We start from the raw sequence: 24,651 nt of genomic DNA, 5'->3' as shown, positions 1-24,651 counted from the left end.
TGGAGGTCCCTGGTGTCCGTGCCGACCCGCAGAAGACGGTGGTTCACCGTCTGCGCGCTCACGGCGTCCGCCGCGCTCGTCGCCATCCCCCCGTCCGCCGCGTCCGGGCGCTCACCGAGCCCCTTCGGCGCCCGCGTCCTCGCCCAACTGGCCAAGGAACGCGTGCAGTCGGTGGGCGCCATGTCCCCGCACGAGGCGGGGGACGGCGGCAACGAGGCGGACGGGGTAGCCGAGGGCGCGGACCAGTACGCCGAGGCGCGCACCTCGCCCGGTGTCGTCGCCCCGGGCGCGTACGGCGCGGCCTGGAACAGCCTCGCCAACCTCCGCAGCGCGGGCGGCCGTTGGCACAACATCACGAACCTGCCCTACAACTCCGACGACCCGCGCTACCGCGACGTCGACTCCAACTCCAGCGGCGGATCCGGGAACGTGACCGGCCGGATGGCCGCGGTGGCCGCCGACGACGACGGCTACGTCTACGCGGGCAGCGCCGGCGGCGGCGTGTGGCGCTCGCGCAGCGCGGGCGGGCACTGGCAGCCCATCAGCGACCGACTGCCCGCCCAGTCCACCGGCGCACTGGCCCTCGACGGCGCGGGCCGGCTGTGGCTGGGCACCGGCGAGGCCACCACCAACTCCGACGCCCACCTCGGCAGCGGCGTCTACGTCCTGACCCACCCCCACCACGGCGCCTTCTCCGTCCGCAACCGGGTCGGCGGCAGCGAGCTGGAGAGCACCACCATCCACGAGCTGCGCTTCGGCGGCGACCGGGTGTGGGCGGCCACCAGCGAGGGCGTGTGGAGCCACTCCACCGGTGACCTGCGCGGCCCCTGGAAGCTGGAGTTCGCGCCCAACCCGGACTACCTGCCGAAGGGGTCCAAGGCCCACGACGCCGCCGCCCCGTACAAGAACATCGCCAACGACATCGCCATCGACCCCAAGGACCCGTCCAAGGTGGTCCTGGCCGTCGGCTGGCGCAGCGGCGACGACTACAACGGCTTCTACACCAGGGTGAACGGCGCCTGGACCCGCATCACCAGCGGCCTCGGTGACCTCCCGGCCGACGCCGCGAACGTCGGCAACGTCACCTTCGCCCGCTCCGCCGACGGCTCCCGCTACTACGCCATCGACCAGTCGCCGCAGCAGCTCAGCACCAACCCCGACAGCGGTCTGGAGGGCATCTACGTCGCCACGTCCGGTTCCCCGACCGGCCCCTGGACGAAGATCGCCGACTACAAGGGTCTCGCCGCCGACAACTCCGCGCTGACGACGGCCGGTTACATGCCCGGTGTACAGGCCTGGTACAACCAGTTCCTCGCCGTCGACCCGGTCGACCCGCAGCACCTGTACGCGGGCCTGGAGGAGGTCTACGAGACCAAGAACGGCGGCACCACCTGGTCGACCGTCGGCCCGTACTGGAACTTCCCGTTCTCCTGCTGGAGCATCGACCCCTCCCGGCAGACCGGGTCCTGCAGCCAGACCACCCACTCCGACCAGCACGGCGTCGCCATCGGCAGCTACCACGGAAAGTCCTACGTCTACGTCGGCAACGACGGCGGCATCTACCAACGCCCGGTCGACGGCGCCCAGGACGCCTCCGGCCACGCCACCGACTGGACCTCCCTCAACGACGGCACCATCGACACCCTCCAGTACTACTCGGTCGGCATCGGCAAGGACCTCGACCACGGCGGGGTGACCGTCACCGGCGGCCTCCAGGACAACGGCCAGTCCATCCTCCGTGGCAACGACACGGTCATGGGCTCCGACTTCGGCGGCGACGGCGGTGACACGCTCACCGATCCCGCCAACGGGTGCGACATCGCCCAGGAGTACGTCTACCTCGCCGTGCAGGTGACCCAGAACTGCGCGGTGAACGACGGCAGTTGGTCCACCGACCCGACCAAGGCCACCTCGTACTCCGTCGCCCCGCCCGACAACGCCACCAGCGAGGCCCGCTTCATCGCCCCGCTCACCGCGGACCTGAAGAACGGCAGCACCTGGGTCGCGGGCGGCCGCCACATCTGGGTCCAGACCCACGGCTACGCCATCCGCAGCGGCTCCGAGTGGACCAGCGTCCACGACCTCGGCAAGGGCCGCACCGCGACCGCCGTCGCCGCCTCCGGCGGGAAGATCTACGCCGCCTGGTGCGGCCCCTGCAACAACCAGGGCTTCGCCCGCGGCATCGCCGTCGGCAACGCGGACGGCACCGGCTGGCACGACATCGACCTGCCCGTCGACGGGACCGTACCGAACCGCTACCTCAGCGGCTTCGCCGTCGACCCGCACAACGCCGACCACGTCTTCCTCACGGTCAGCGGCTTCTCCCGGGCCTGGACCGAGGGCCCCGGCGCGGGCGTCGGCCATGTCTTCGAGTCCACCGACGGCGGCACCACCTGGAAGGACGTCTCGGCGAACCTGCCCGACGTGCCCAGCGACTGCGCGCTGCTGACGGCCGACGGCGGCCTCGCCGTCGCCACCGACCTGGGCGTCGTCTACCGCGCACCGGGACGCGCCACCTGGCAGCGCGTCGGCAGCCTGCCGGCCGTCGCCGTCCTCCAGCTCAAGGGGAGCCCGGACGGCGGCACGCTGTACGCCGCGACGCACGGCCGCGGGATCTACACCGTGCAGCTGCGCGACCTGCGCTGAGCAGCGGGTGAAGGAGAAAGGGGTGATCCCGGCGGGCCCGGGGTCACCCCTTTCGGCCGTCCTGGCCGTGGCCGCGCACCGCCCGGCCCACCTCCGTGCGCAGTGCGACGAAAGCAGGCAGGCCGCGCGTCCCGATCTGATCGCGGTCGGCGGGCAGGCCGACGGGCAGGTCGAGGACGACACGGGAGCCGGGGCCGGGGGAGAGGACGACGACGCGGTCGCCGAGGTACACGCTCTCGTCGATGTCGTGGGTGACGAACACGATCGTCGTGCCGTCGGCCCGGTGCACCTCCAGCAGCAGGTCTTCCAGATCCTCCCGGGTGCGGGCGTCGAGCGAGCCGAACGGCTCGTCCATGAGCAGCAGCGAGGGGCGGCAGACCAGGGCCCGGGCGATGGCGACGCGCTGCTGCATCCCGCCCGACAGCTCGGGCGGACGGCGCCGCCCGGCCCCGGCCAGACCGACGCGGTCGAGGATCGCCTCGGCCGCGGCGCGGCGCGCGGCCCGGTGAAGGCCGAGCCGGCGCAGCGGCAGCGCCACGTTGTCGCGCACGGTGAGCCACGGCAGCAGCGAGCGGCCGTACTCCTGGAAGACGACCGCGAGCCGGTCCGGCACCCCTGCCACGGGTGTGCCGTCCACCGTGACCGTGCCGTCCTGCACGGGCAGCAGTCCGGCGATGGTGCGCAGCAGCGTGGACTTGCCGCAGCCGGACGGACCGACGACGCACAGGAGTTGTCCGTCCGGCACGGTGAGGGTGATGCCGTCGAGGACACGCTGGTCGCCGAAGTGCCGGCTGACCGCGTCGAGGCGCAGCATCCCCTCACCCGGCCCACGGCTCGTACAGGGTGCCCGCGCTGCCGGTGACCCGCAGGTGCAGCAGGAAGGGGCCCGCGTCGTCGCCCCGGCCCAGCGCGCGGTCCAGGGCGGCAGGCAGCTCGCCGGGGTCCTCGGCGCGGGCCGCCGGACAGCCGAAGGACTGGGCGAGGGCCGCGAAGTCGATGCCGGTGATGTCCGTGCCGGGGGCACCCGCGATGCCGATCCGGCGGCCCAGCGCGCGGACGGCCGCGTAACCGCCGTTGTCCAGCAGCACATAGGTGACCGGGGCCGCGTGCCGGGCCGCGCTCCACAGCGCCTGCACGGAGTACAGCGCCGAGCCGTCGCCGACCACGCACACCACCCGGCGCCGGTCGGCGAGGGCCCGGCCGACCGCGAGCGGCAGTCCCCAGCCGAGCGCCCCGCTGCCCGTGGTGAGAAAGCCGCCGCTCGCATCGACGGGTACGCGCGCGTGCAGCGCGTCCCGGTGGCTCGGCGCCTCCTCGACGAGCACCCGGTCGCGCGGCAGCCGGTCCCGCAGGAGGTCGAACAGGAACTCCGGGGTGATGTGCCCGTCCGCCGCTGCCGGGGCGGGGGCCGGCCGGGGCGGCGGGGGTTCCCGGTCCGACTCCTTCAGCAGCTCCGCGAGCCGGGCCAGCGCGGGCCGCAGGGTGGTGACGACGCTCGTGCCGACGGGCAGCCACGCGGCCTGGCCGGCGTCGCAGTCCAGGTGGAACAGCTCGGTGCCGGTCGCGAGCGGCGGACCGTCGTCGGCCACGTGGTAGGTGAACACCGGCGCGCCGAGGGCCACGACGACGTCGTACGGCGCGAGGCGGGCGGCCAAGTGGCGGGCCACCGGCGGCAGGAAGCCCTGGAACAGCGGATGCGACTCGGGGAACCCGGAGCGGCCGGAGAGCGGGCTGATCCACACCCCGGCCCGGAGCCGCTCGGCCAGCACCCGCACCTCGTCCAGGGCGTCCTCGTCGTCCACCCCCGGGCCGACCACGAGCGCCGGGCGGGCGCAGGAGTCCAGCCGGCCGGCGAGCGCGGCGAGGGCGTCCGGGGCGGCCGTGAACGCCGTGTGCAGCGTGCGGGGCGGGACGGGCTCGGCGCGGTGGTCCCAGTCGTCCTCGGGCACGGAGACGAACACCGGCCCGCGCGGGTGGGTCATCGCGGTCCGGTACGCCTCGGCCAGCACGGCGGGCACGTCCTCGGCCCGCTCCGGCTGGCGGGCGGACTTCACGTACGGGCGCGGGAACAGGGCCGGTTCGTCGGCGCCGAGGAACGGCCGCAGCTGGAGCAGCGAGCGCGCCTGCTGGCCCGCCACGATCACCAGGGGTACCCGGTCCCGGTAGGCGTTGAACACCGCGCCGAGGGCGTGGCCCATCCCGCCGGCCGAGTGCAGACTGACGAACGCGGCCCGCCGGGTGCCCAGCGCATGTCCGGCCGCCATACCGACGGCGACGGATTCCTGGAGGCCGAGCACATACGTGAAGTCGTCCGGCCAGTCGCGGAACATCCGCAGTTCCGTGGAGCCCGGATTGCCGAAGACCGTGGTCATACCGGTGTCGCGCAGAAACCGTACGACCGCCTCGCGGACCGTGGTCGTCGTCATGCCGTCCTCCCTGGGCCGACGAGCCGCTTCTCGACCGCCAGCAGACCGGAGTTGAGGAGAAAGCCGAGCGCGCCCAGCAGGACCAGCGCCGCCCACACGGTGAGCAGGTCGGAGCGGGTCTGCGCGTCGGTGAGGGTGAAGCCGATGCCGTTGTCGCTGCCCGGCAGCAGCTCCGAGAACACCATGAGGATCAGGGACAGCGACAGGCTGAGCCGCAGCCCCGCGAAGATCCGGGGCAGCGCCGAGGGCAGGATCAGGAACCAGAGCCGCTCGGGCGCCGTCAGCCGCAGCACGGCCGCCGCCTGGAGCCGCAGCGGGTCGGTCGCGCGGGCGCCCTCGGCCGAGTTGACCAGCACCGGCCAGACGGCACTGAACGCGATCGACGCCACCTGCATGGGCGTGCCGAGGGCGAAGACCACGACGAACACCGGTACCAGCGCGGGCGGCGGCACGGCCCGCGCGAACTGGAGCACCGGATCGCACAGCGCGTACGCCCGCCGCGAGCGGCCCACCGCGAGCCCGAGGGCGATTCCGGCGACCGCCGCGAGCGTGAACCCGGCCGCCATCCGGGAAAGGCTCGGCAGGATCGTGTCCTCGGCGGCCGGGGTGAGGAAGAGATGCCGGGCCGGTCCCGAGAACCACAGGTCGCGGGCGTGCCGGACGATGCGCAGCGGCGGCGGGAAGTAGACGCTGCCGCGCGCGCGTGCGGCCGGCTCCCAGCAGCCGACGGCGCCGAGGAGCACCGACCAGCGCAACAGCAGGGGGACGGCGGCGTGCCGGGCTCCCTCCTTGGCGAACTGTCCCTCCGCGCCCCGGCGTTCACGTGCCCAGGCGAACAACCGCCGTTCCGCGGCGACCAGTACGCCGTTGACGACCAGGCCGAGTGCGCCCGCCCACACCACCGCGGCCAGGACGTCCAGGGTGCCGTCCGTCGCGGTCTGGGCCTGGGCGATGAAGATGCCGAGGCCCTGCCCGAAGCCGGAGAGGATCTCGGTGGCCACGGCCAGGATCAGGGCGACGGCGGCGGAGATCCGCAGCCCCGCGGCGATGAACGGGGCGGTGCTCGGCAGCTCCACCCGCCACAGCACCGCGAGCCGCCCGAAGCCGAAGGCGCGCAGCGTGTCCCTGGCCAACGGGTCGGTCTCGCCGAGGCCGTAGAGGGTGTTGAACAGCACCGGCCAGAGCGAGGCGTACGCGATCAGCGTCACCTCGGTCCGCGTGCCCGACCCGAGCAGCAGCGACACCAGCGGGATCAGCGCGACCGAGGGCAGCGGCCGCAGGAACTCGACGACCGCGCGCACGGCCGCCTCCACCCCCGGCACCGCGCCCAGCAGCAGCCCGAGCGGTACGGCGATCGCGCAGGCGAGGGCCAGGCCCAGCGCCCAGGCCCGCAGGGTCGCCCCGACCCCGTCGAGGAACGTTCCGTCGCCCGCCAACCGCGCGGCGCGGGCGAGGACTTCGGAGGCGGGCGGCAGATAGTCGCGCCGGACGATCCCGGCCCGCGAGACCGCCTCGCACACCCCGAAGGCGAGCGCCGCGCCGAGCAGGCCGAGCGCCAGGTCCTGACGCCGGGTCATGTCACCAGCAGCGGCGCCGGATCGATGTCCTTCGTCAGCATCCCCTGTTGTCGCATGAGGTGGATCAGCCGGCGCAGCTGGGCCGCGTCGGCGGTCGCCGGATAGGCGGGCAGATGGAGGGACTTGGCCTCGTCCGCCGTCACCTTGGCGTACTTCGGCAGTTCCGCGCGCACCGCGTCCGGGTCGGCGGCGGCGAGCTTCGAGGCCGCCTCGATCGCCCGCCGGAAGCCCGCGGCGGCCTTCGGGTGCTCGCGGACGAAGGCACGTGTGGTGACGTACCCACTGGCGGGCAGGCCCGCCGCCGGCCCCGAGCCGCCGTCCAGCAGCACCCGGGCGCCCACCTGGTCCTGGATCGCGGTGTCGAAGGGCTCGACCGCGTGGACGGCGGCCACCTGGTTGCGCTCCAGCGCGGGGCCCATCTGCGGGAACAGGATCTGCCGGTAGACGGGCCGCCCCGCGCCCCGGGCGGCGAGGATCGCGTTCAGGGTGAGGGACTGGATGTTGTTGAGGACGGCGACGGCGACCTTCTTGCCGGCCAGGTCCCCTGGCGACGTCAGGTGCGAGTCCCTGGGCACGAGGACGTCCATCATGTGCGGGGCGATCCGCACGCCCTCGGCGAGGATGCGCAGGTCCAGGGTGCCCTTCTCGTACGCCTGGAAGTAGGTGACGTAGTTCGCGCTCGCGATCGCGTCGACCTGGCCCTTGAGCAGCGCGGGCAGCGCCTGGATGCTCTGCTGCACGGGCTGGACCCGCACGTCCAGGCCCTCCTTGGCGAACAGCCCCCGGTCCCGGGCGAGATAGAGCGCGGCCGAGTCGGTGAGCGGCAGCGCCGCCACGGTCAGCTGCTCGCGCCCGTCCCCGGCGGACGACGTGCCGCCGCTGTCGCAGCCCACCAGGACCAGTGCCGCCGCGGCGACGAGGGCGGCGAGGCGTTTCGTTCCCGATCGTGATCGACGTAATGCCATACGGGCATGCCTACCCCTCATTTGTCATGATCGCTACAGGATGGTGTGATTCGTTGCCGTCGGGTGACGTGGGCGGCGGGCCCCGGCTACGCCGACGGGCCCGCGATGCGCAGGGTCGCCGCCGGGGGCAGGAGGGCGGCGTCGGCGGCGCCGGTGACCTCCGTCCACCAGTCGGCGCCGTCCTCGACGTAGCGCAGCAGCACACCCTCGCGGATCGCCCACGGCAGCACGACGACCCGGCGCAGCCCCATGAGCTTCAGCGCGGTGTGGCCCACGACCGCCCCGGCCAGGCTCTGCTCGGCCCGCGGCGCGGAGATGCCGGGCAACTGGGCCCGCTCGGCGGCGGGCAGCGCGGCGAGCGTCCGCACCGCCTCGCTCAGGTCCCGGCGGCGCATCTCCCGCCGCGCGAACGGCCCGTGGCGCCCGGGTGCCGCCCCGCACAGCCGGGCCAGCTGCTGGAACGTACGGGAACCGACGGCCGCCGTGCGCGGCGCCTCCCAGCGGATCCGCGTGGCGACGTCCCGCAGATCGTGCCGGATCCGGCGGCGCAGCTCCTTCAACTCGGCCGGGCCCGGCGGATCCTGGAGACCGAGGTGCTCCCGGGTGAGCCGTCCGGCACCGAGCGGGAGCGAGGCGGCGAAGTCGGGCAGCCGGCCCCGGCCGAAGGCCACCTCCAGCGACCCGCCGCCGATGTCGAGCAGCGCCAGGGGGCCCGCGCGCAGGCCGAGCCAGCGCCGCGCCGCGAGGAAGGTCAGCTCGGCCTCGGTCTCGCCCGGCAGGGTGCACATCCGGATTCCGGTTCCGGCGGCCACCCGCCGCAGCACCTCCAGCCGGTTCGGGGCACCGCGGACCACCGCCGTCGCGAAGGCCAGCGGCCCCCTCGCATGCCAGCGCCGGGCCGTGGCCCCCGCCGCGGCCACCGCCTGCACCAGACTCTCCACCGCCTCGTCGGCGATGGCGCCGTCCGGACCGACGTGTTCGGACAGGCGCAGCTTCCACTTGACCGTGTGCACCGGCAGCGGAACACCTCCCTCCACATCCGCGATCACCAACCGGACGGTGTTCGACCCCGCATCCACCACGCTCAACCGCATGGCCGGGAGGTACCCACTTCCCCGTCAAAAACCCGTCACGGCACGGGCGCACCGGGTGACGCCTGTGCACAGCTCCCCGCAGCGTGCTCCCCGGGTGCGGCGCGCGGGACGGAGGCGCGACGCGTGCGCGGAGGGGCGGCGGGCCGTCGGCGCCGCCGGTCGCGCGCTGTCCGGATCTCGACCGTTTCGGCCCCGCGGCCCCCGGCACTGCCCTTGTAGGGTGACCGTCATCGGACGGGGCACGGTCGAGACGGGGAGCGGCGCGTGAGCGGGACGCACACGACGACAACAGCGGTGATCGGCGGCGGCATCGCGGGGACCGCCGCCGCGCTCGGGCTGCACAAGGCCGGGTACGACGTCACCGTGCACGAGGCCCACCCCGACACGGCGCAGGACATCGGCGCCTTCCTGACCCTGGGCAGCAACGGCATGCGCGCCCTGGCCGAGCTCGACGCCACGGACGCGGTCACGGCCATCGGGTTCCCGCTGACGTCGCTCCGGCTGCTCGACAGCCGCGGCACCGAGCAGGCACACGCGCCGCTCGGCGAGGTGACCGACCCCGACCTGCACTACCGGTGCCTGCGCCGCGGCGAGCTGAACGCCGCCCTCCAGCGCGAGGCGGCCCGGCGCGGCGTCCCGGTGCGCCACGGCGCCCGCCTGACCGGCGTGAGCGAAGGGCCGGGCGGCGTCACCGCGTACTTCGCCGACGGCACCAGCGCCGACGCGGACCTCCTCGTCGGCGCCGACGGACTGGGCTCCACCGTGCGCGCGCTCATCGCCCCCGAGGCGCAGCCCGGTTACGCGGGCCAGCGGATCTACTACGGCTACACCGAAACCGCCCCCAGCGCCGATCCGACCGGCCTCATCACCTTCGTCCGCGGCGCCGAGACCACCTTCGGGTACGCGGTGTCACCGGCGGGACAGACGTACTGGTTCGCCCGCGTCGACACCGAGTCCCTGCCCGCCGACGGCTCCGCCCACGAGGTCGACCCGCGCGCGGAGCTGCTGCCGCTGCTGGCGGAGGACGCCACACCGGCCGCGGACATCGTCGCCGCCTCCGTCGGCCCGGTCCTCGCCACCAACGCCACCGACCTGCCGCTCGGCTCCGTGTGGCACACCGGACGCGTGCTGCTCGTCGGTGACGCGGCCCACGCCGCCTCCCCGGCCACCGGCCAGGGCGCCTCGATGGCCCTGGAGGACGCCGTCGTCCTCGCCAAGGCGCTGCGCGACCGGCCCGGCGTGCCCGCCGCGCTCGCCGCCTACGAGGCGCACCGCCGCCCGCGCGCGGAGCGCAACGTCGCCGTCAGCGGCGGCATCTCCCGCGCCGGGCACCGGTCGGCCCGCCCGGGCGCGGTCGTGGCCCGGCCCGCCGATCCGGACGCGGCGCTCATCCGCCAACTGGCCTGGGACACACCGCTGTCCGCGACCCCGCCCGAGGAGTCCTGAGCGGCACCACCGCGCGGCCGCGCGCGCGAAAGTGCAAGAGGCGCAGCACCGGAGTCCATTGCCGGACAGAGCGGCGGGGCCGGATCGTTCCGTGCAACCGGCCCTTCGGCAACAAGGAGCACAGGTGCGACTCTTGAACAGAGCGGGCGGCACCCTGGCAGTGACCTCGGCGGCCGTCGCCCTGGTCCTCGGCGGCGCCCTCACGTCCCCGGCGGCCACCGCGGCACCCGCCGACGCCGCCTACCGCGTGACCGTGGGCAGCCCGGTGCCGTTCACCCACCCCACGGACACCCCCGCCACCCCGTACCTGGACCGGGACGGCACCTTCCACTACCAGCAGTCCGCCGCCCTGTACGGCGCCAAGGACCCGCGCACCTGGGACTTCTACACCGGCAAGGACTTCGACACCGCCGGTTTCGACAACAAGCTCAGCAAGGCGGTGAACCCGGCCAACCCGGCCGACCGCAACGACGACACCACCTGGCGCTGCAACAACAGCCCCACCGGCCGCCAGGCCACCTACGCACCCAGCGGCTCCGGCTACGCCCAGAAGAACTACTGCGACCTGTCCGGGATGTGGGTCGACCCCGACACCGGCGACTGGTACGGCCTGGTGCACAACGAGTTCACCCCGCAGCCCTTCGGCGACGGACTGCACTACGACGCCGTCGACTACGCCGTCTCCACCGACCACGGCCGCACCTGGACCGTCAAGGACCACGTCATCACCTCGCCGTACAGCACCGAGCGCGGCGACACCACGGCCTTCCCGAACCAGACGTACTCCTACGGCGACGGCGACCAGCGTCTCTTCGTCGACCCCGCCTCCGGCTACTTCTACGTCTATTACGGCTCCCGGATCATCGACAAGAGCGGTGGCTGGAAGGCGTTCTACGAACACGTCGCCCGCGCCCCGATCTCGGCCAAGATGGCCCCCGGCTCGTGGCGCAAGTGGTACGACGGCGCCTGGTCCCAGCCCGGCACCGGCGGCAAGGAGAGCGACATCGTCCCCGTCGACGCCGACCACCCCACCGGCTACACCCCGGCAGCCGCCGAGTACGACCCGGCCAACACCGGCACGGCGGCCCAGCAGATCGCGGCCGGGAAGATGCCTTCGACCTCGCCGCTGTTCGTCATGAACATCGCCTACGACGCCTACCTCGGCCTCTACATCGGCGAACCCCAGGCCGTCGACCAGAGCGGCAACGCGCCCCAGTACCTGTACGCCACCGACGACTTGACGACCCAGAAGTGGCACCTCATCGGGGACACCGGGAGCTACACGAACGCCTCCTGGTACCGCTGGTTCCTCGACAGCGCCAACCGCACCAGCTCCATGATCGTCGGCAGGTCCTTCCGCTCCTACTGCGCCTTCGGCTGCTCGCACGACGCCTCCGGCGAGTACGTCGACCTCACCGTCGACTCCGCGAAGCCCGCCGCCGCGCCCGTGGACACCAGCCGCCGCTACCGCATCCGCGGCGGCACGGGCCGGTTCCTCGCCCAGGCGGCCGGCGGCTCCGGCACCACCTCGCTGGCCCGGCCCACCGGAACCGGCCGGGACACCTGGGTCTTCACCCCGACCGGCGACGGCGCCTTCACCCTCACCAACGCCGCGAGCGGCCGGCTGCTCGGCGTCGACTCCGCCGCCACCGCGGGCCGCGCCTGGGGCGCCCGGCCCACCGTCACCCGGGCCCCGGCCGGCGGTCCGGCCGTCGGACAGCAGTGGTTCGTGATCCCGGACGCGAGCGGCCGCACCTACCGGCTGGTCAACCGCTACAGCGGCCTCGTGCTCGGTCTGTCCGGCACGTCCGGGCGGCTCGCCGAGACCACGCCGGTGCGCACCTGGACGGACCGCACCCACAGAGCCGTCGGCGGGAGCCGCACCGCAGCCGAGCAGACCCTGTCCCTCACCGCGAGCTGAGCGCCCGAAGACCCAACCCCTCCAGCCACCACGGGACTTCTGGCTATCCTGCGCCCATGATCACCAACGAGACCGACGCCCACCTGGCCGTGCGAGCGGCCCAGGCGGGCGCCGCCGTGGTCCGCGACCTCTACGGCAGCCGGCTCGCACGCTACGACAAGTCCGCCGGCGACTTCGCCACCGAGGCCGACGTGGCCGCCGAGCGGGCCATCCTGGACGTGCTGCGCGCCGCCCGCCCCGACGACGCCGTGACCGGCGAGGAGAGCGGGCGCCGCGGCGCCGCCGACGCCCGCCGCCGCTGGCTCGTCGACCCCCTGTGCGGCACCCTCAACTACGCCGTGCGCAGCATGCTCGTCGGCGTGAACGTCGCCCTGCGCGACGGCGACCGGGTCACGGCCGCCGCGACCGCCGACCCGTTCGGCGCCGAGGTGTTCTGGACCGACGGCACCGCGGCCCGGGTGCGCGCCGCCGACGGCACCGACGAGCCGCTGACGCCGACGGCCGGTTCCGCGCTCGTGGACGTCAACCTCGACCCGCCGTTCCCGGGCGCCCCCGGCTTCCGGGCGGTGCGCCTCCTGGCCGACCCCGGGTTCGCCGAGCGGTTCCGGCCCAGGGTGATCTCCAGTACCCTCGCCGTGGCCTGGGTCGCCGCCGGGCGCCGCGCCGCCTATGTCACCGACGGCGACCTGCGCGACAGCGTGCACTTCGCGGCCGGCATCGCGCTGTGCCGCGCGGCGGGCTGCACGGTGACCGGCCTGCGCGGCGAGCCCGTGCTCACCGGCGCCGACGGACTCGTCGCGGCGGCCGACGCGCAGACCCACGCCGCCCTGCTGGAACTCGTCAAGAACCAGACGACGGGCGGACGTTGACGGCGATCTCGACGCCCGCCGCCTCCGTCTGATGTGATTCCGGCATGACGCAGGCCCATGACCTCGCCGCCCGCTTCGGCCGCGCGCTGGACACCCGCCCCGAGGCGCTCGGCGCGTCCGCGCGGGACTTCGGCCGCCTCGTGCGGGAGACACCGCTCGGTGTGCTCCGCCCGGAGTCCGTCGCCGGGATCACGGACCTGCTGCGGTTCACCGGCCCCCGCGGCATCCCGGTGAGCGTGTACGGCGGCGGCCACTCGATGTACGGCCAGGGGCAGGCGGGCGGCGGGGTCGTACTGGACCTGCGCCCGATGAGCCGGACCGCAGTCGTCGCCGACGGCCGGATCACCGTAGGCGCCGGGGTGTTGTGGCGGGAGGTACTGGCCGCCACCCTGCCGCACGGGCTCACGCCCCCGGTCCTCACGGACTACCTCGGCGCGAGTGTCGGCGGGGTCCTGTCGGCGGGCGGGCTCGGCGGCGCCACCCATCGGCACGGGCTGGTCGCGGACCAGGTCCTGGAACTGGAGGTGGTGACCGGCACCGGGGAGCACCACGTCTGCTCGCCCGACCGGGACCCGGCGCTCTTCCACGCCGTGCTCGCGGGCCTCGGCCAGTGCGCCGTCATCGTCACCGCCACTCTGCGTCTCGTCCCCGCGCCCGCCCGGGTCCGCCGCTACTGCCTCTTCCACACCGATCTCGCCCGCTACCTCGCCGACCAGCGGATGCTCGCCGAGGAGCCACGCTTCGCCTACCTGGAGGGCCAGGCCCGCCCGGCCGAGCAGGGCGGCTGGCAGTACATGATCGAGGCGGTGGCCCCGCACGCGGACGGGCTCGCGCCCGACGACGGGGCGCTCCTCGACGGCCTGGGCCACGACCCCGCCACCGTGGAGACGACCGACCTCGACTACGCCGAGTTCGTTCACAGGGTGGACACGGACGAGGCGGTCCTGACCGAGACGGGGGAGTGGCTGCACCCGCACCCCTGGCTCAACCTGCTGCTCCCGCACGACCGCGCCGCATCCGTCGTGCGTGCCGTACTCGCCGACCCGGGCTTCCACGACCTGCGCGACACCGGCCTCGTCCTGCTCTACCCGCTGCTGTCCGGCCCGCTGCGCGCGCCGCTCTTCCGCCGCCCGTCCGGTGCGGTCCTGTACCTGTTCGCCCTGTTGCGCACGGCCCCACCCGGCCGTCCCGGGACGGCCGAGGCGATGGTGGCCGCCAACCGCAGGGCCTACGACCTCGCCCGCTCCGAGGGCGGCGTCGCCTATCCCGTCAACGCCCTGGCGATGACCGCCGCCGACTGGCGCGAGCACTACGGGAGCGACTGGCAGACCCTCGCCGAGGCCAAGAAGCGCCACGACCCGCATCACGTCCTGGCCCGGGGACACGGTCTGCGGTTCTGAGAGCTCCTGCGGCTCCGAGAGTTCGCCGCCCGAAGGTTTTGGCTCCCGAAGGCTTGTCGTCCGCTTGCCTCACCACTTAAATCAAAACATGAACTAAGCAGTGGGACCGGTCGATCGACGTCCCTCACCCTTCGGAGCCGCCAGATGAGAAGCCGCACAGGACCGACACGCCCGGCAGTCGCGCTCGCCGCCCTGGCCGCGCTGCTCACCCTTCCCCTCGCCCACACCCCGGCCGCCGCCACACCCCGGGCGGCCACCTGCGATCCGGCCGACGCCGCCCGCGGCAGACCGGCCACGGCCTCCTCCACCGAGAACGCCGGCACCCCCGCCTCCGCCGCCTTCGACGGCGACCCCTCGACCCGCTGGTCCAGCCGGTTCTCCGACCCGCAGTGGCTCCAGGTCGACCTCGGCACCGCCCGGGACCTGTGCGCGATCGACCTGAACTGGGAGGCCGCCTACGGCAAGGACTTCCAGCTCCAGGCCTCCACCGACGGGCAGAACTGGACCACCCTCAGGACCGTCACCGGCGCGAGCGGCGGCACGACGTCGTACGACGTCAGCGGCTCCGGCCGGTACGTCCGCGTCTACGGCACCGCACGCGGCACCGGCTACGGCTACTCGCTGTGGGAGATGTCCGTGCACACCACGGCGACCGGCACGACGGGCCCGGTCCAGGGCGGCGGCGACCTCGGCCCGAACGTCATCGTGGCCGACCCCACCACCCCGAACCTCCAGCAGAAGTTCGACGACGTCTTCAAGCAGCAGGAGTCGGCCCAGTTCGGCACCGGCCGCTACCAGTTCCTGCTCAAGCCGGGCACCTACAACGGTCTCAACGCCCAACTCGGCTTCTACACCTCGGTCTCCGGACTGGGCCTGAACCCCGACGACACCCGGATCAACGGTGACGTGACGGTCGACGCCGGCTGGTCGGGCGGCAACGCCACCCAGAACTTCTGGCGTTCGGCGGAGAACCTCGCCATCACCCCCTCCAACGGCACCGACCGCTGGGCCGTCGCCCAGGCCTCACCCTTCCGTCGCATCCACGTCAAGGGCGGCATGAACCTGGCACCGACCGGCTACGGCTGGGCCTCCGGCGGCTACATCGCCGACTCCAAGATCGACGGCACGGTGGGCCCGTACTCCCAGCAGCAGTGGTACACCCGGGACAGCTCGGTCGGCGGCTGGACCAACGGTGTCTGGAACATGACCTTCTCCGGAGTCCAGGGCGCACCCGCGACCAACTTCGACAACGGCCCCTACACCACGCTGGACACCACCCCCGTCTCGCGCGAGAAGCCGTACCTCTACCTCGACGGCAACGACTACAAGGTGTTCGTCCCGAGCGAGCGCACCGGCGCCCGGGGCGTCTCCTGGCCGAACACCCCCGGCAGGTCCCTCCCGCTCGACCGGTTCTACGTCGTGAAGCCGGGCGCCACGGCGGCCACGATCAACGCCGCCCTGGCCCAGGGCCTCAACCTCCTGTTCACGCCCGGCATTTACCACCTCGACCAGACGATCGACGTCACCCGCCCCGACACCGTCGTCCTCGGACTCGGTCTCGCCACGCTGGTCCCCGACAACGGCATCGACGCGATGCATGTGGCCGACGTCGACGGCGTACGGCTCGCGGGCTTCCTCATCGACGCGGGCCCCGTCAACTCCGGCACCCTGCTGCGGATCGGTACCCCCGGCTCCACCGCCGACCACTCCGCCGACCCGACCACCATGCAGGACGTCTTCGTCCGCATCGGCGGCGCGGGCCCCGGCCTCGCCACCAACTCCGTCGTGGTGAACAGCAACGACGTGATCATCGACCACACCTGGCTCTGGCGCGCCGACCACGGCAGCGGCGTCGGCTGGGACACCAACCGCGCCGACTACGGCCTCACCGTCAACGGTGACGACGTACTCGCCACGGGCCTGTTCGTCGAGCACTTCAACAAGTACGACGTGTACTGGAGCGGGGAACGCGGCCGGACGATCTTCTTCCAGAACGAGAAGGCGTACGACGCCCCGAACGCGGCCGCCGTCACCCACGGCGGCACCGTCGGCTACGCGGCCTACAAGGTCGCCGACTCCGTCACCCGTCACGATGCCTGGGGCCTGGGCAGCTACTGCAACTACACGGCCGATCCCTCGATCGTCCAGGCCGACGGCTTCGAGGCCCCGGCGACCGGCGGCATCAGGATGCACGACCTGCTGGTCATCTCGCTGGGCGGCAACGGCCAGTACGCCCACGTCGTGAACGGAACCGGCGCACCGACCTCGGGGACCGGCACCGTCCCGTCGAAGGTGACGTCCTTTCCCTGACCCGCACTCCATGATCGCGCAGCCCCCCGAACGGCGTAGCCGGAGAGGCGCACGGGACGGGGTGCGGGTGTGATGGAAGCACCCCTTCGTCAACCAGTGAGGCAGATCATGTGTCTTCGCAGTTTTGCGACAACGGCCGTGCTCGCAGGCTTCCTTGCCGTGGGAGGCTCGGCGACGGCCTTCGCGGCCGACCCGGGCCCGGTCGGCGCCGCCAACAACAGCCCGGGTGTCGTCTCGGGCAATGTCATCCAGGTGCCGGTCGACGTCGACGCCAACGTCTGCGGCGACAGCATCGACCTGATCGGCCTGCTGAACCCGGCCTCCGGGAACACCTGCTCCATCAAGTGACGCCGCCCGTGCGCCGGCTCCCGCCCTGCGGGAGCCGGCGCACGGCTGTTCAGAACCGCTCGGTGAGGCGCGCCCCGGCCGGGACCGCACGGCTCGCAGCGGTGGCTCAGCCTCTCGACGCCGGCTGCGTCTCGCGGGGGGCCGGTGCCTTGGCCGAGTGGCGACGGCGCAGCAGCAGACGTCTCGCCGGGAGCTCCACCATCTCGTAGAGAAGCCAGGACAGGCCGAGCGAGAGGGCGAACACGATCGCGGTGACCGCCGTCCCCGCCAGGGCACCGAAGTGCGGCTTGATGCCCAGCAGGTGCGTCCCGGCGCGCAGCACCAGCAGATGAACCATGTAGAAGGCGAAGGACAGCTCACCGAGCCGCACCATCCGCGGACCGCGCCACATCGACGGCAGGCCCTTCAGGTCCGCGTTCGCCGCCGCCGGGATCAGCAGGGTGAAGCCGATGATCGTGCACATGGTCGCCGAGTAGCCGAGCGGGGCCTGCGGGACCATGAAGTAGCCCACGACCGCCAGCGCGAGCGAGGCCTCCAGGCCGGGTCCGCGCCAGCGGCCGAGCAGGACCAGCCGCGCGGTGACCGCGCCGAGGACGAACTCGGGCAGCCGGGCGGCCGGGAAGGAGTACAGCGCGTAGGTCCACCAGTGCTGGGAGTCCGCCCGGGAGATCACCACGATCGCCACGAGCGACAGCCCGCCCAGCGCGACCGAGCCGCGCACGCCGAGCCGGCGCAGCAGCAGGATCAGCAGCGGGAAGGAGGCGTAGAAGAAGGCCTCGCAGGCCAGCGACCAGCTGACCGGGTTGAGCGTCTGCCACCAGGGGCGCCACCAGGAGTGCAGCAGGAGGACATTGGCCACGGCCTGTTTCGGCGTCGGCTGTGCGTTGCCCTCCAGCGTGAGCGCCAGCAGGAACGCGAGGCCGACGGTGACCAGGTGGACCGGATAGATCCTGGCGACGCGCCGCCGCCAGAAGCCGAGCGCTCGGTCGTGCGGTCTCGCCGACCACGTCAGCACGAAACCGGACAACACGAAGAAGAACGACACTCCGGTGGCACCGGAGCTGAAAGCCCAGTACACCAGGCTGCCGCCGGTGCCACCGAAGTAGCCGAAGTTGTTCACGTGCAGTCCGAACACGAGCAGCGCCGCCATCCACCGCAGTCCCGTCAGGGACGGCAGTGAGGTGTTGGCGGCGCGAGGGGAGTCCCTGGCGGCGCTCTCGCCGTCAGGGGAGTGCGGCGTCGTCCGGATCGTCCGGGTCGTCGCCGTGGTCATCGAATCACCTGCCGCAGAGGATTGGCGTGGGGCATGAAGGGGAACGTTGCCCGTTCACCTCCGTTCATGTGCGTCACATGGCAAACATCACACCATTGCCGAACGACGCACCCCTCTGTATGCCACGGACGGCCGGACCCGTGCATCCTTACGGGTGACGACACGCCGTACTGTATTGATCGTCACAATTGGTATATACGAGTTGATGCCGGGTGCCCGAAATCTCCGCATAATCAATGCAATGATCGGGAACGGGAAAGCGGCCCCTGTCGTCCCACGGGCCGCTTAACAGGAAGGTAATTTCTAGGAAGGAATTGCGCAGGAGAAACTACACGCGCAGTTCCTTCCTGATTCGCTCAAGAATGAACGCCGAGGACTCACGGGCCCGCTCCTCCCAGGCGAACACGCAGGCCGTGGCCGCACCGTCGAACTTCAGCTCGCGCAGCGTGCCGAAGAACGCGTCGCAGTCCACCTCACCCCGCCCGATGTCCAGGTGCTGGTGGATACGGGCCGCGGTGCCGGGCGGGTTGAGGATGCAGCGAAGCCCGCTGGAGCCCTTGTGGTTGAAGGAGTCCGCGAGGTGCACGTGCTTCAGCCGGTCGCCCGCCTGGCGCATCATCGCCGCGATGTCCGCCGTCGGGTCCGCCCCCGACAGAGGGAAGGAGTGCAGGGCGCAGTACAGCTAGTTCACCCACGGCTTGTTGATCGCACGGACCAGGTCGACCGCCGGGGCGTTCTCCTCGCAGAGGTCGTCCGGGTGAGCCTCCGGGTTCAGCGCGATCCCCTCACGCCCTCCAACAGCGGCAGCAGCTCCTCCAGCGAGCGCCAGAATGCCGCCCCGCTCTGCGCGGCCCGCTCGGGACGGCCGTTGAACTCCGAGTTCATCAGCGGGCAGCCGAGGTCCGCGGTGATCTCGATCATCCGCTTCCACAAGGCGGGGTCCCCTGGGCGCTGGTGTCGATCGTGTTCCGCAACCAGCCCGGGGCCGGCGACGAGACCCGTGAGCGGGTGCTGCGGGTGGCCGACGAGATCGGCTACCGGCGGGACAGCGCCGCCCGGCTCCTCGCGCGGGGGCGCAGCCGGACCATAGGCGTGCTGTTCACCGCGCACCAGATCTCCCAGTCGGACCTGATCGAGGGCATCCATCCGGAGGCCGAACGCCTCGGCTACGACGTGCTGGTGTCGGCCGTCGCCCAGGGGCGCAGCGAGGCCAAGGCGATCGAGGCCCTGCTGAGCCACCGCAGCGAGGCGCTGATCCTGCTGGGTCCCGGGGTCCGAGCCCGCCTACCTGGACGGGCCGGCCCGGCGTGCCGCCGTCGTCTCCGTGGGCCGCCGGGTGCCCCGGCCGGGGATCGACTCCGTGCACACGGCCGAGGGCAAGGGTGTCCGGCAGGCCAGGGAGCACCTGCTGGAGCTCGGGCACCGCCGCATCGTGCACGTCGACGGCGGGCGCGGGCCCGGCTCGGCCGAGCGGCGCCGGGCCTACCGGGCCGCGATGCGCGAGGCAGGCCTCCAGGCCGAGGAGCGGGTGATCCCCGGTGACCACACCGAGCGGTCCGGCATCGAGACGGGCCGGTTCCTGCTGGCGGAACGGGACGCGGGCCTGCCGCTGCCGACGGCCGTGCTCGCGGGCAACGACCGTAGTGCCATGGGGTTGTTGAAGGCTCTGGCGCGGTCCGGTGTCGAGGTGCCCCGGGACCTCTCCGTCGTCGGCTACGACGGCAGCCACCTTCTCCCCTCTGATGCCGATCGGCCTGACGACCGTACGACAGGACGCCGGCCTGATGGCCGAACACGCGGTCCGGTTCACCGTGGAGCGGCTGGAGAGGCCGGAAGTGCCCGGCGGGAAGGCCGAGTTGGATCCCAAGCTCGTCGTGCGGGGGACCAGCGGGCCGCCATCCGCGTGATCGTCTTCTGTGTCGCCGTCTCGCCGGTGCGGATCATGCGCAGTGCGGAGTGAGGCAGGCTGCCGCCTGCGACTTTCGGTGTCGGATCACCATCCTTGGACCCCGTGCCGTAGACCGTCGGCGGACGGTGCCGGCGGGGTGTTGCCCGGCAGGGTGGCCGTATGCAGAGGACCAAGGGGATCAAGCGCGCACAGTTCCTGGCCGGTATGGCGTCCGCGGGGCTGGCCGCGGCCGTGCTGCCGTCGGCTCCGGCCCGGGCCGCCGAGGACCGCCCGGCCCGCGACGCGCGGGGCGGACTGCGCCACCGGGGCGTCGTGTACACCGTGGGGGAGGGCGGGACACCGGGTACGGCGTTCAGTACGGCCCGTATGCACAAGGACATCCGGGCGATCAGGGACGAGCTGCACGCCGACACCGTGGACGTCGCCGGGGACGGAGTGGAGCGCCTGACGGCCACGGCCGCCGAGGCGGCGGAACGCGGTCTGCGGGTCTGGCTCCAGCCGACCCTCGGTGACGTGCCCGAGCGGGACATCCTGGAACACCTCGCCGAGACCGGCCGGTTCGCGGAGCGGCTGCGCCGGCAGGGCGCCGCCGTCGACCTCAGTGTGGGCTGCGAGTTCTGGTTGTTCGTGCCCGGCATCGTCCCGGGCGCCGACGTCTACGAACGCATCCGGAACCTGCTCGACGGCACGGTGGACCCTGTCGCGATGCAGCGCCGTCTGGACCGCTTCACGGCGCGGGCGGCCGGGGTCGGCCGGTCCGTGTTCCGCGGCCGGCTCGCCTACGCCGCCGCACAGGACGACCAGGTCGACTGGCGCCTCTTCGACGTCGTGGGCATCGACTACTACTCGTACTTCCCCCACCGGGCCGACTACGTGCGGGAGTTGAGCCGCTATGCGCGGTGGGGCAAGCCGGTGGCCGTCACGGAGTTCGGGACCTGCGCGTACGTCGGGGCGCCGAAGGCCGGTGGCATGGGGTGGGACATCGTGGACCGCGCCAAGGTCCCGCCGGAGATCAAGGGCGACCTGGTCCGCAGCGAGCGCACCCAGGCCGCCTATCTCACCCAACTCATCGATGTCTTCGAGTCGTTGCGCCTGTACGCGGCGATGGCCTTCGAGTTCGTGACTCCCGACCTGCCGCACCGTCCGGGCGATCCGCGTCATGACCTGGACCTGGCGAGTTACGCGATCACCAGGACCGTCGAGGAACGCCCGGACGACCCCGCCTCCGGCTGGCACTGGGAACCGAAGGAGGCCTTCCACGCCCTGGCCCGCCGCTACGGGTACGCCGGGGCAGGTCACCGCCGTACCGTCGGCGCCCGACCGCACACCGGCGGCACCTGACCCGTACGGGTGGCGGTGGACCTCGTACCGGCAGCGGCGGGCCACGTACCGGCCCGTCCGGGCGTCGACCCGCGCGGCCCCGGCTCACCCGTTCGGGCGATGTCCCGGCTTGCCGTCCGGCCCCGGGTGATCCGGGGCCGGATGATGCGGGCATGCCCCCGACCGGTCCCCGGACCGCCCCAGCCCGCCGCGCCGGGCGGCGTCATGTGCATGTTCGCGCCACCCCCCTTCGCGCCCGTGTCGGTACACACGCCGGCCCGAAGGGCGACGTGAAAGCAAACGCGAGAGGAACCGCGAAGGCAGACGTGACGGCGGCTGACGCCCAGGTGACCGGCGGCCTGCGGAGCGCAACCAAAATTGCACTGCTCGTTTTCTTGAACCCTTCGTGTTTTTGAGGGTAGGTTCGGCCTCATGACCGCCTCCCCGACCCCGACCACCGCCGAGGAGCTCCGCGGTGCCGGCCTGCGCGTGACGGCAGCCCGCGTCGCGCTGCTGGAGACCGTCCGGGACGGCGACCACCTCGGCGTCGAGGCGATCGCCTCCGGGGTCCGTGCCCGCGTTGGCCACATCTCCCTGCAAGCCGTCTACGAGGCTCTTCACGCCCTGACCGCGGCGGGTCTGGTCCGCCGTATCGAGCCGGCCGGACACCCGGCCCGGTTCGAGGGGCGTGTGGGTGACAACCACCATCACATCGTGTGCCGGTCGTGCGGTGCCGTCGTCGACGTCGACTGCGCCGTCGGCGACGCGCCCTGTCTGACCGCCGCCGACGACAGCGGCTTCGCCATCGAGGAGGCCGAGGTCGTCTACTGGGGCACCTGCCCCGACTGTTCCACCGGCCGCAGTTCCTGAGCACCGAGTTCCGCACAGTTCGGAAGGAATGCCATGACTGAGAACATCGACGCCAACGTCGCAGACGCGAAGGCGGAGGGCGGCTGCCCGGTCGCCCATGGCCGCGCCGCGCACCCGACCCAGGGCGGTGGCAACCGCCAGTGGTGGCCGGAGCGGCTCAACCTGAAGATCCTTGCCAAGAACCCGGCCGTGGCCAACCCGCTCGGTGAGGACTTCGACTACCGCGAGGCCTTCAACTCCCTGGACCTCGCCGCGGTGAAGCGTGACATCGCGGAGGTGCTCACCACCTCGCAGGACTGGTGGCCCGCCGACTTCGGCAACTACGGCCCGCTCATGATCCGTATGGCCTGGCACAGCGCCGGTACGTACCGCATCAGCGACGGCCGCGGCGGTGCCGGCGGCGGCCAGCAGCGCTTCGCCCCGATCAACAGCTGGCCGGACAACGCGAGCCTGGACAAGGCCCGCCGTCTGCTGTGGCCGGTCAAGAAGAAGTACGGCAAGTCCATTTCCTGGGCCGACCTGATGATCCTCACGGGCAATGTGGCGCTGGAGACGATGGGCTTCAAGACCTTCGGCTTCGCCGGCGGCCGCGTCGACGAGTGGGAGCCCGACGAGGACGTCTACTGGGGTCCCGAGACCGTCTGGCTGGACGACAAGCGCTACAGCGGCGACCGCGAGCTGGAGAACCCGCTCGCCGCCGTCCAGATGGGCCTGATCTACGTCAACCCCGAGGGCCCGAACGGCAACCCGGACCCGATCGCCGCGGCCCGCGACATCCGTGAGACCTTCCGCCGGATGGCGATGAACGACGAGGAGACCGTCGCCCTCATCGCCGGTGGCCACACCTTCGGCAAGACCCACGGAGCCGGCCCGGCGGACAACGTCGGCGCCGACCCCGAGGCCGCCCCGCTGGAGCAGATGGGCCTCGGCTGGAAGTCCAGCTACGGCACGGGCGTCGGCAAGGACGCGATCACCAGTGGCCTGGAGGTCACCTGGACCGAGACGCCGACCCAGTGGAGCAACAACTTCTTCAAGAACCTCTTCGAGTACGAGTACGAGCTGACGCAGAGCCCGGCCGGCGCCAACCAGTGGGTGGCCAAGGACGCCGAGGCGATCGTCCCGAACGCGTTCGACTCGTCGAAGAAGCAGCTTCCGACGATGCTCACCACCGACCTGTCGCTGCGCTTCGACCCGATCTACGAGCCGATCTCGCGCCGCTTCTACGAGAACCCCGAGGAGTTCGCGGACGCGTTCGCGCGCGCCTGGTACAAGCTGACGCACCGCGACATGGGCCCGATCGTCCGCTACCTCGGCCCGGAGGTCCCGAGCGAGGAACTGCTGTGGCAGGACCCGCTGCCGCAGCGCACCGGTGAGCCGATCGACGCCGCGGACGTCGCCTCCCTCAAGGAGCAGATCCTCGGCACGGACCTCACGGTCGCCCAGCTGGTCTCCGCGGCCTGGGCCGCGGCCTCCTCCTTCCGCGGCAGCGACAAGCGCGGCGGCGCCAACGGCGGCCGCATCCGCCTGGAGCCGCAGCGGAACTGGGAGGTCAACAACCCGGACGAGCTGGCCCACGTGCTGCGCGTCCTGGAGGGCGTCCAGGAGTCCTTCAACGCCAAGGGCGGCAAGCAGGTCTCGCTGGCCGACCTGGTCGTGCTCGCGGGCTCCGCGGCCGTCGAGAAGGCGGCCAAGGACGGCGGTGTCGAGATCGAGGTGCCGTTCACGGCGGGCCGTGTCGACGCCTCGCAGGAGCAGACGGACGTCGAGTCGTTCGCCGCGCTGGAGCCGGCCGCCGACGGCTTCCGCAACTACGTCGGCAAGGGCAACCGCCTGCCGGCCGAGTTCCTGCTGGTGGACAAGGCGAACCTGCTCCGGCTGAGCGCGCCCGAGCTGACCGTCCTCGTCGGCGGTCTGCGCGTCCTCGGCGCCAACCACAACGGCTCCAAGCACGGTGTCTTCACCGACCGGCCGGGCACGCTGACGAACGACTTCTTCGTCAACCTGCTCGACCTGGACACCGAGTGGAAGTCGACCTCCTCCGCGCAGGACGAGTTCGAGGGCCGCGACGCCTCCGGCGCCGTCAAGTGGACCGGCACCCGCGCCGACCTGGTCTTCGGCTCGAACTCCGAGCTGCGGGCCGTCGCCGAGGTGTACGCCAGCGACGACGCGAAGGAGAAGTTCGTCAAGGACTTCGTCGCCGCGTGGGTCAAGGTCATGAACGCGGACCGGTACGACCTCGTCTGAGGCCGATCCGGCTCGCCTGAACAGCGCGAAGGG

General features: G+C 72.5%; 16 protein-coding genes and 2 pseudogenes. 11 read left to right on the top strand and 7 right to left on the bottom strand.

Features of this window, described 5'->3' with window-relative positions:
• Positions 1-12: 12 nt before the first annotated feature.
• Positions 13-2,646, top strand: coding sequence for a beta propeller repeat protein (locus ACZ4MF_RS31400; RefSeq protein ID WP_467495447.1), 2,634 nt, complete (start codon positions 13-15; stop codon positions 2,644-2,646).
• A gap of 43 nt (positions 2,647-2,689) precedes the next feature.
• Here the strand turns inward: ACZ4MF_RS31400 and ACZ4MF_RS31395 are convergent, their stop codons facing one another.
• The 5 genes from ACZ4MF_RS31395 to ACZ4MF_RS31375 all read right to left on the bottom strand — a co-directional run bounded on the left by ACZ4MF_RS31395 (position 2,690) and on the right by ACZ4MF_RS31375 (position 8,708).
• The gene (locus tag ACZ4MF_RS31395; RefSeq protein ID WP_467495445.1) at positions 2,690-3,460 is read right to left on the bottom strand and encodes an ABC transporter ATP-binding protein; all 771 of its coding nucleotides are present in this window, start codon (positions 3,458-3,460) and stop codon (positions 2,690-2,692) included.
• A 4-nt stretch (positions 3,461-3,464) separates the two neighbouring features.
• Positions 3,465-5,072, bottom strand: coding sequence for a benzoylformate decarboxylase (mdlC, locus tag ACZ4MF_RS31390; RefSeq protein ID WP_467495443.1), 1,608 nt, complete (start codon positions 5,070-5,072; stop codon positions 3,465-3,467).
• Positions 5,069-6,649 carry an ABC transporter permease gene (locus tag ACZ4MF_RS31385; RefSeq protein ID WP_467495442.1) on the bottom strand — a complete coding sequence of 527 codons (1,581 nt, stop codon included), beginning with the start codon at positions 6,647-6,649 and terminating at the stop codon, positions 5,069-5,071. The genes mdlC and ACZ4MF_RS31385 overlap by 4 nt, the downstream gene beginning before the upstream one ends.
• Positions 6,646-7,614, bottom strand: a complete 969-nt coding sequence (locus tag ACZ4MF_RS31380) for an ABC transporter substrate-binding protein (RefSeq protein WP_467495440.1) — start codon at positions 7,612-7,614, stop codon at positions 6,646-6,648. The genes ACZ4MF_RS31385 and ACZ4MF_RS31380 overlap by 4 nt, the downstream gene beginning before the upstream one ends.
• A gap of 86 nt (positions 7,615-7,700) precedes the next feature.
• Positions 7,701-8,708, bottom strand: a complete 1,008-nt coding sequence (locus ACZ4MF_RS31375) for a Ppx/GppA family phosphatase (RefSeq protein ID WP_467495438.1) — start codon at positions 8,706-8,708, stop codon at positions 7,701-7,703.
• A gap of 264 nt (positions 8,709-8,972) precedes the next feature.
• On the opposite strand from ACZ4MF_RS31375, the gene ACZ4MF_RS31370 reads away from it, so the two are divergent.
• The 6 genes from ACZ4MF_RS31370 (at position 8,973) to ACZ4MF_RS31345 (ending at position 17,002) form a co-directional block, all read left to right on the top strand.
• Positions 8,973-10,154, top strand: coding sequence for an FAD-dependent monooxygenase (locus ACZ4MF_RS31370; RefSeq protein ID WP_467495436.1), 1,182 nt, complete (start codon positions 8,973-8,975; stop codon positions 10,152-10,154).
• A 124-nt stretch (positions 10,155-10,278) separates the two neighbouring features.
• Positions 10,279-12,075 carry an RICIN domain-containing protein gene (locus ACZ4MF_RS31365; protein WP_467495434.1) on the top strand — a complete coding sequence of 599 codons (1,797 nt, stop codon included), beginning with the start codon at positions 10,279-10,281 and terminating at the stop codon, positions 12,073-12,075.
• A gap of 56 nt (positions 12,076-12,131) precedes the next feature.
• Positions 12,132-12,944, top strand: coding sequence for an inositol monophosphatase family protein (locus tag ACZ4MF_RS31360; RefSeq protein WP_467495432.1), 813 nt, complete (start codon positions 12,132-12,134; stop codon positions 12,942-12,944).
• A gap of 44 nt (positions 12,945-12,988) precedes the next feature.
• Entirely contained in the window at positions 12,989-14,344 is a 1,356-nt protein-coding gene (locus ACZ4MF_RS31355; protein WP_467495430.1) for an FAD-binding protein, read from the top strand.
• A 144-nt stretch (positions 14,345-14,488) separates the two neighbouring features.
• Entirely contained in the window at positions 14,489-16,654 is a 2,166-nt protein-coding gene (locus ACZ4MF_RS31350) for a discoidin domain-containing protein (protein ID WP_467495428.1), read from the top strand.
• 108 nt (positions 16,655-16,762) lie between these two features.
• Positions 16,763-17,002, top strand: a complete 240-nt coding sequence (locus ACZ4MF_RS31345) for a chaplin (protein WP_467495426.1) — start codon at positions 16,763-16,765, stop codon at positions 17,000-17,002.
• 106 nt (positions 17,003-17,108) lie between these two features.
• On the opposite strand, the gene ACZ4MF_RS31340 is transcribed toward ACZ4MF_RS31345, so the two are convergent.
• Positions 17,109-18,275: an acyltransferase family protein gene (locus ACZ4MF_RS31340; RefSeq protein ID WP_467495424.1), complete on the bottom strand. Its 1,167-nt coding sequence runs from the start codon at positions 18,273-18,275 to the stop codon at positions 17,109-17,111.
• Between the two features lie 328 nt (positions 18,276-18,603).
• Positions 18,604-19,208 (bottom strand): annotated as a pseudogene (locus tag ACZ4MF_RS31335) (sugar phosphate isomerase/epimerase family protein); the annotation flags it as partial.
• A gap of 18 nt (positions 19,209-19,226) precedes the next feature.
• Here ACZ4MF_RS31335 and ACZ4MF_RS31330 point away from each other — a divergent pair.
• The 4 genes and pseudogenes from ACZ4MF_RS31330 to katG all read left to right on the top strand — a co-directional run bounded on the left by ACZ4MF_RS31330 (position 19,227) and on the right by katG (position 24,618).
• A pseudogene (locus ACZ4MF_RS31330) lies at positions 19,227-20,182 on the top strand (LacI family DNA-binding transcriptional regulator).
• Between the two features lie 161 nt (positions 20,183-20,343).
• The gene (locus ACZ4MF_RS31325) at positions 20,344-21,525 is read left to right on the top strand and encodes an abortive phage infection protein (RefSeq protein ID WP_467495422.1); all 1,182 of its coding nucleotides are present in this window, start codon (positions 20,344-20,346) and stop codon (positions 21,523-21,525) included.
• Positions 21,526-21,936: 411 nt separating this feature from the next.
• Positions 21,937-22,374: a Fur family transcriptional regulator gene (locus tag ACZ4MF_RS31320; RefSeq protein WP_071371518.1), complete on the top strand. Its 438-nt coding sequence runs from the start codon at positions 21,937-21,939 to the stop codon at positions 22,372-22,374.
• A gap of 33 nt (positions 22,375-22,407) precedes the next feature.
• On the top strand, positions 22,408-24,618 hold the full coding sequence (gene katG, locus ACZ4MF_RS31315) for a catalase/peroxidase HPI (protein WP_467495420.1): 2,211 nt from the start codon (positions 22,408-22,410) through the stop codon (positions 24,616-24,618).
• The last annotated feature ends 33 nt before the right edge of the window (positions 24,619-24,651 follow it).

Source organism: Streptomyces sp. NPDC025793 (assembly GCF_055558375.1).
The sequence above is the reverse complement of the archived record's forward strand: the minus strand, read 5'-3'. Positions and strand labels throughout refer to the sequence as shown.

Coding starts and splice junctions, on each gene's coding strand:
- ACZ4MF_RS31395 (WP_467495445.1), bottom strand. CDS start 3,460: ATGCTGCGCCTCGACGCGGTCAGCCGGCACTTCGGCGACCAGCGTGTC.
- mdlC (WP_467495443.1), bottom strand. CDS start 5,072: ATGACGACGACCACGGTCCGCGAGGCGGTCGTACGGTTTCTGCGCGAC.
- ACZ4MF_RS31385 (WP_467495442.1), bottom strand. CDS start 6,649: ATGACCCGGCGTCAGGACCTGGCGCTCGGCCTGCTCGGCGCGGCGCTC.
- ACZ4MF_RS31380 (WP_467495440.1), bottom strand. CDS start 7,614: ATGGCATTACGTCGATCACGATCGGGAACGAAACGCCTCGCCGCCCTC.
- ACZ4MF_RS31375 (WP_467495438.1), bottom strand. CDS start 8,708: ATGCGGTTGAGCGTGGTGGATGCGGGGTCGAACACCGTCCGGTTGGTG.
- ACZ4MF_RS31360 (WP_467495432.1), top strand. CDS start 12,132: ATGATCACCAACGAGACCGACGCCCACCTGGCCGTGCGAGCGGCCCAG.
- ACZ4MF_RS31355 (WP_467495430.1), top strand. CDS start 12,989: ATGACGCAGGCCCATGACCTCGCCGCCCGCTTCGGCCGCGCGCTGGAC.
- ACZ4MF_RS31350 (WP_467495428.1), top strand. CDS start 14,489: ATGAGAAGCCGCACAGGACCGACACGCCCGGCAGTCGCGCTCGCCGCC.
- ACZ4MF_RS31345 (WP_467495426.1), top strand. CDS start 16,763: ATGTGTCTTCGCAGTTTTGCGACAACGGCCGTGCTCGCAGGCTTCCTT.
- ACZ4MF_RS31340 (WP_467495424.1), bottom strand. CDS start 18,275: ATGACCACGGCGACGACCCGGACGATCCGGACGACGCCGCACTCCCCT.
- ACZ4MF_RS31325 (WP_467495422.1), top strand. CDS start 20,344: ATGCAGAGGACCAAGGGGATCAAGCGCGCACAGTTCCTGGCCGGTATG.
- ACZ4MF_RS31320 (WP_071371518.1), top strand. CDS start 21,937: ATGACCGCCTCCCCGACCCCGACCACCGCCGAGGAGCTCCGCGGTGCC.
- katG (WP_467495420.1), top strand. CDS start 22,408: ATGACTGAGAACATCGACGCCAACGTCGCAGACGCGAAGGCGGAGGGC.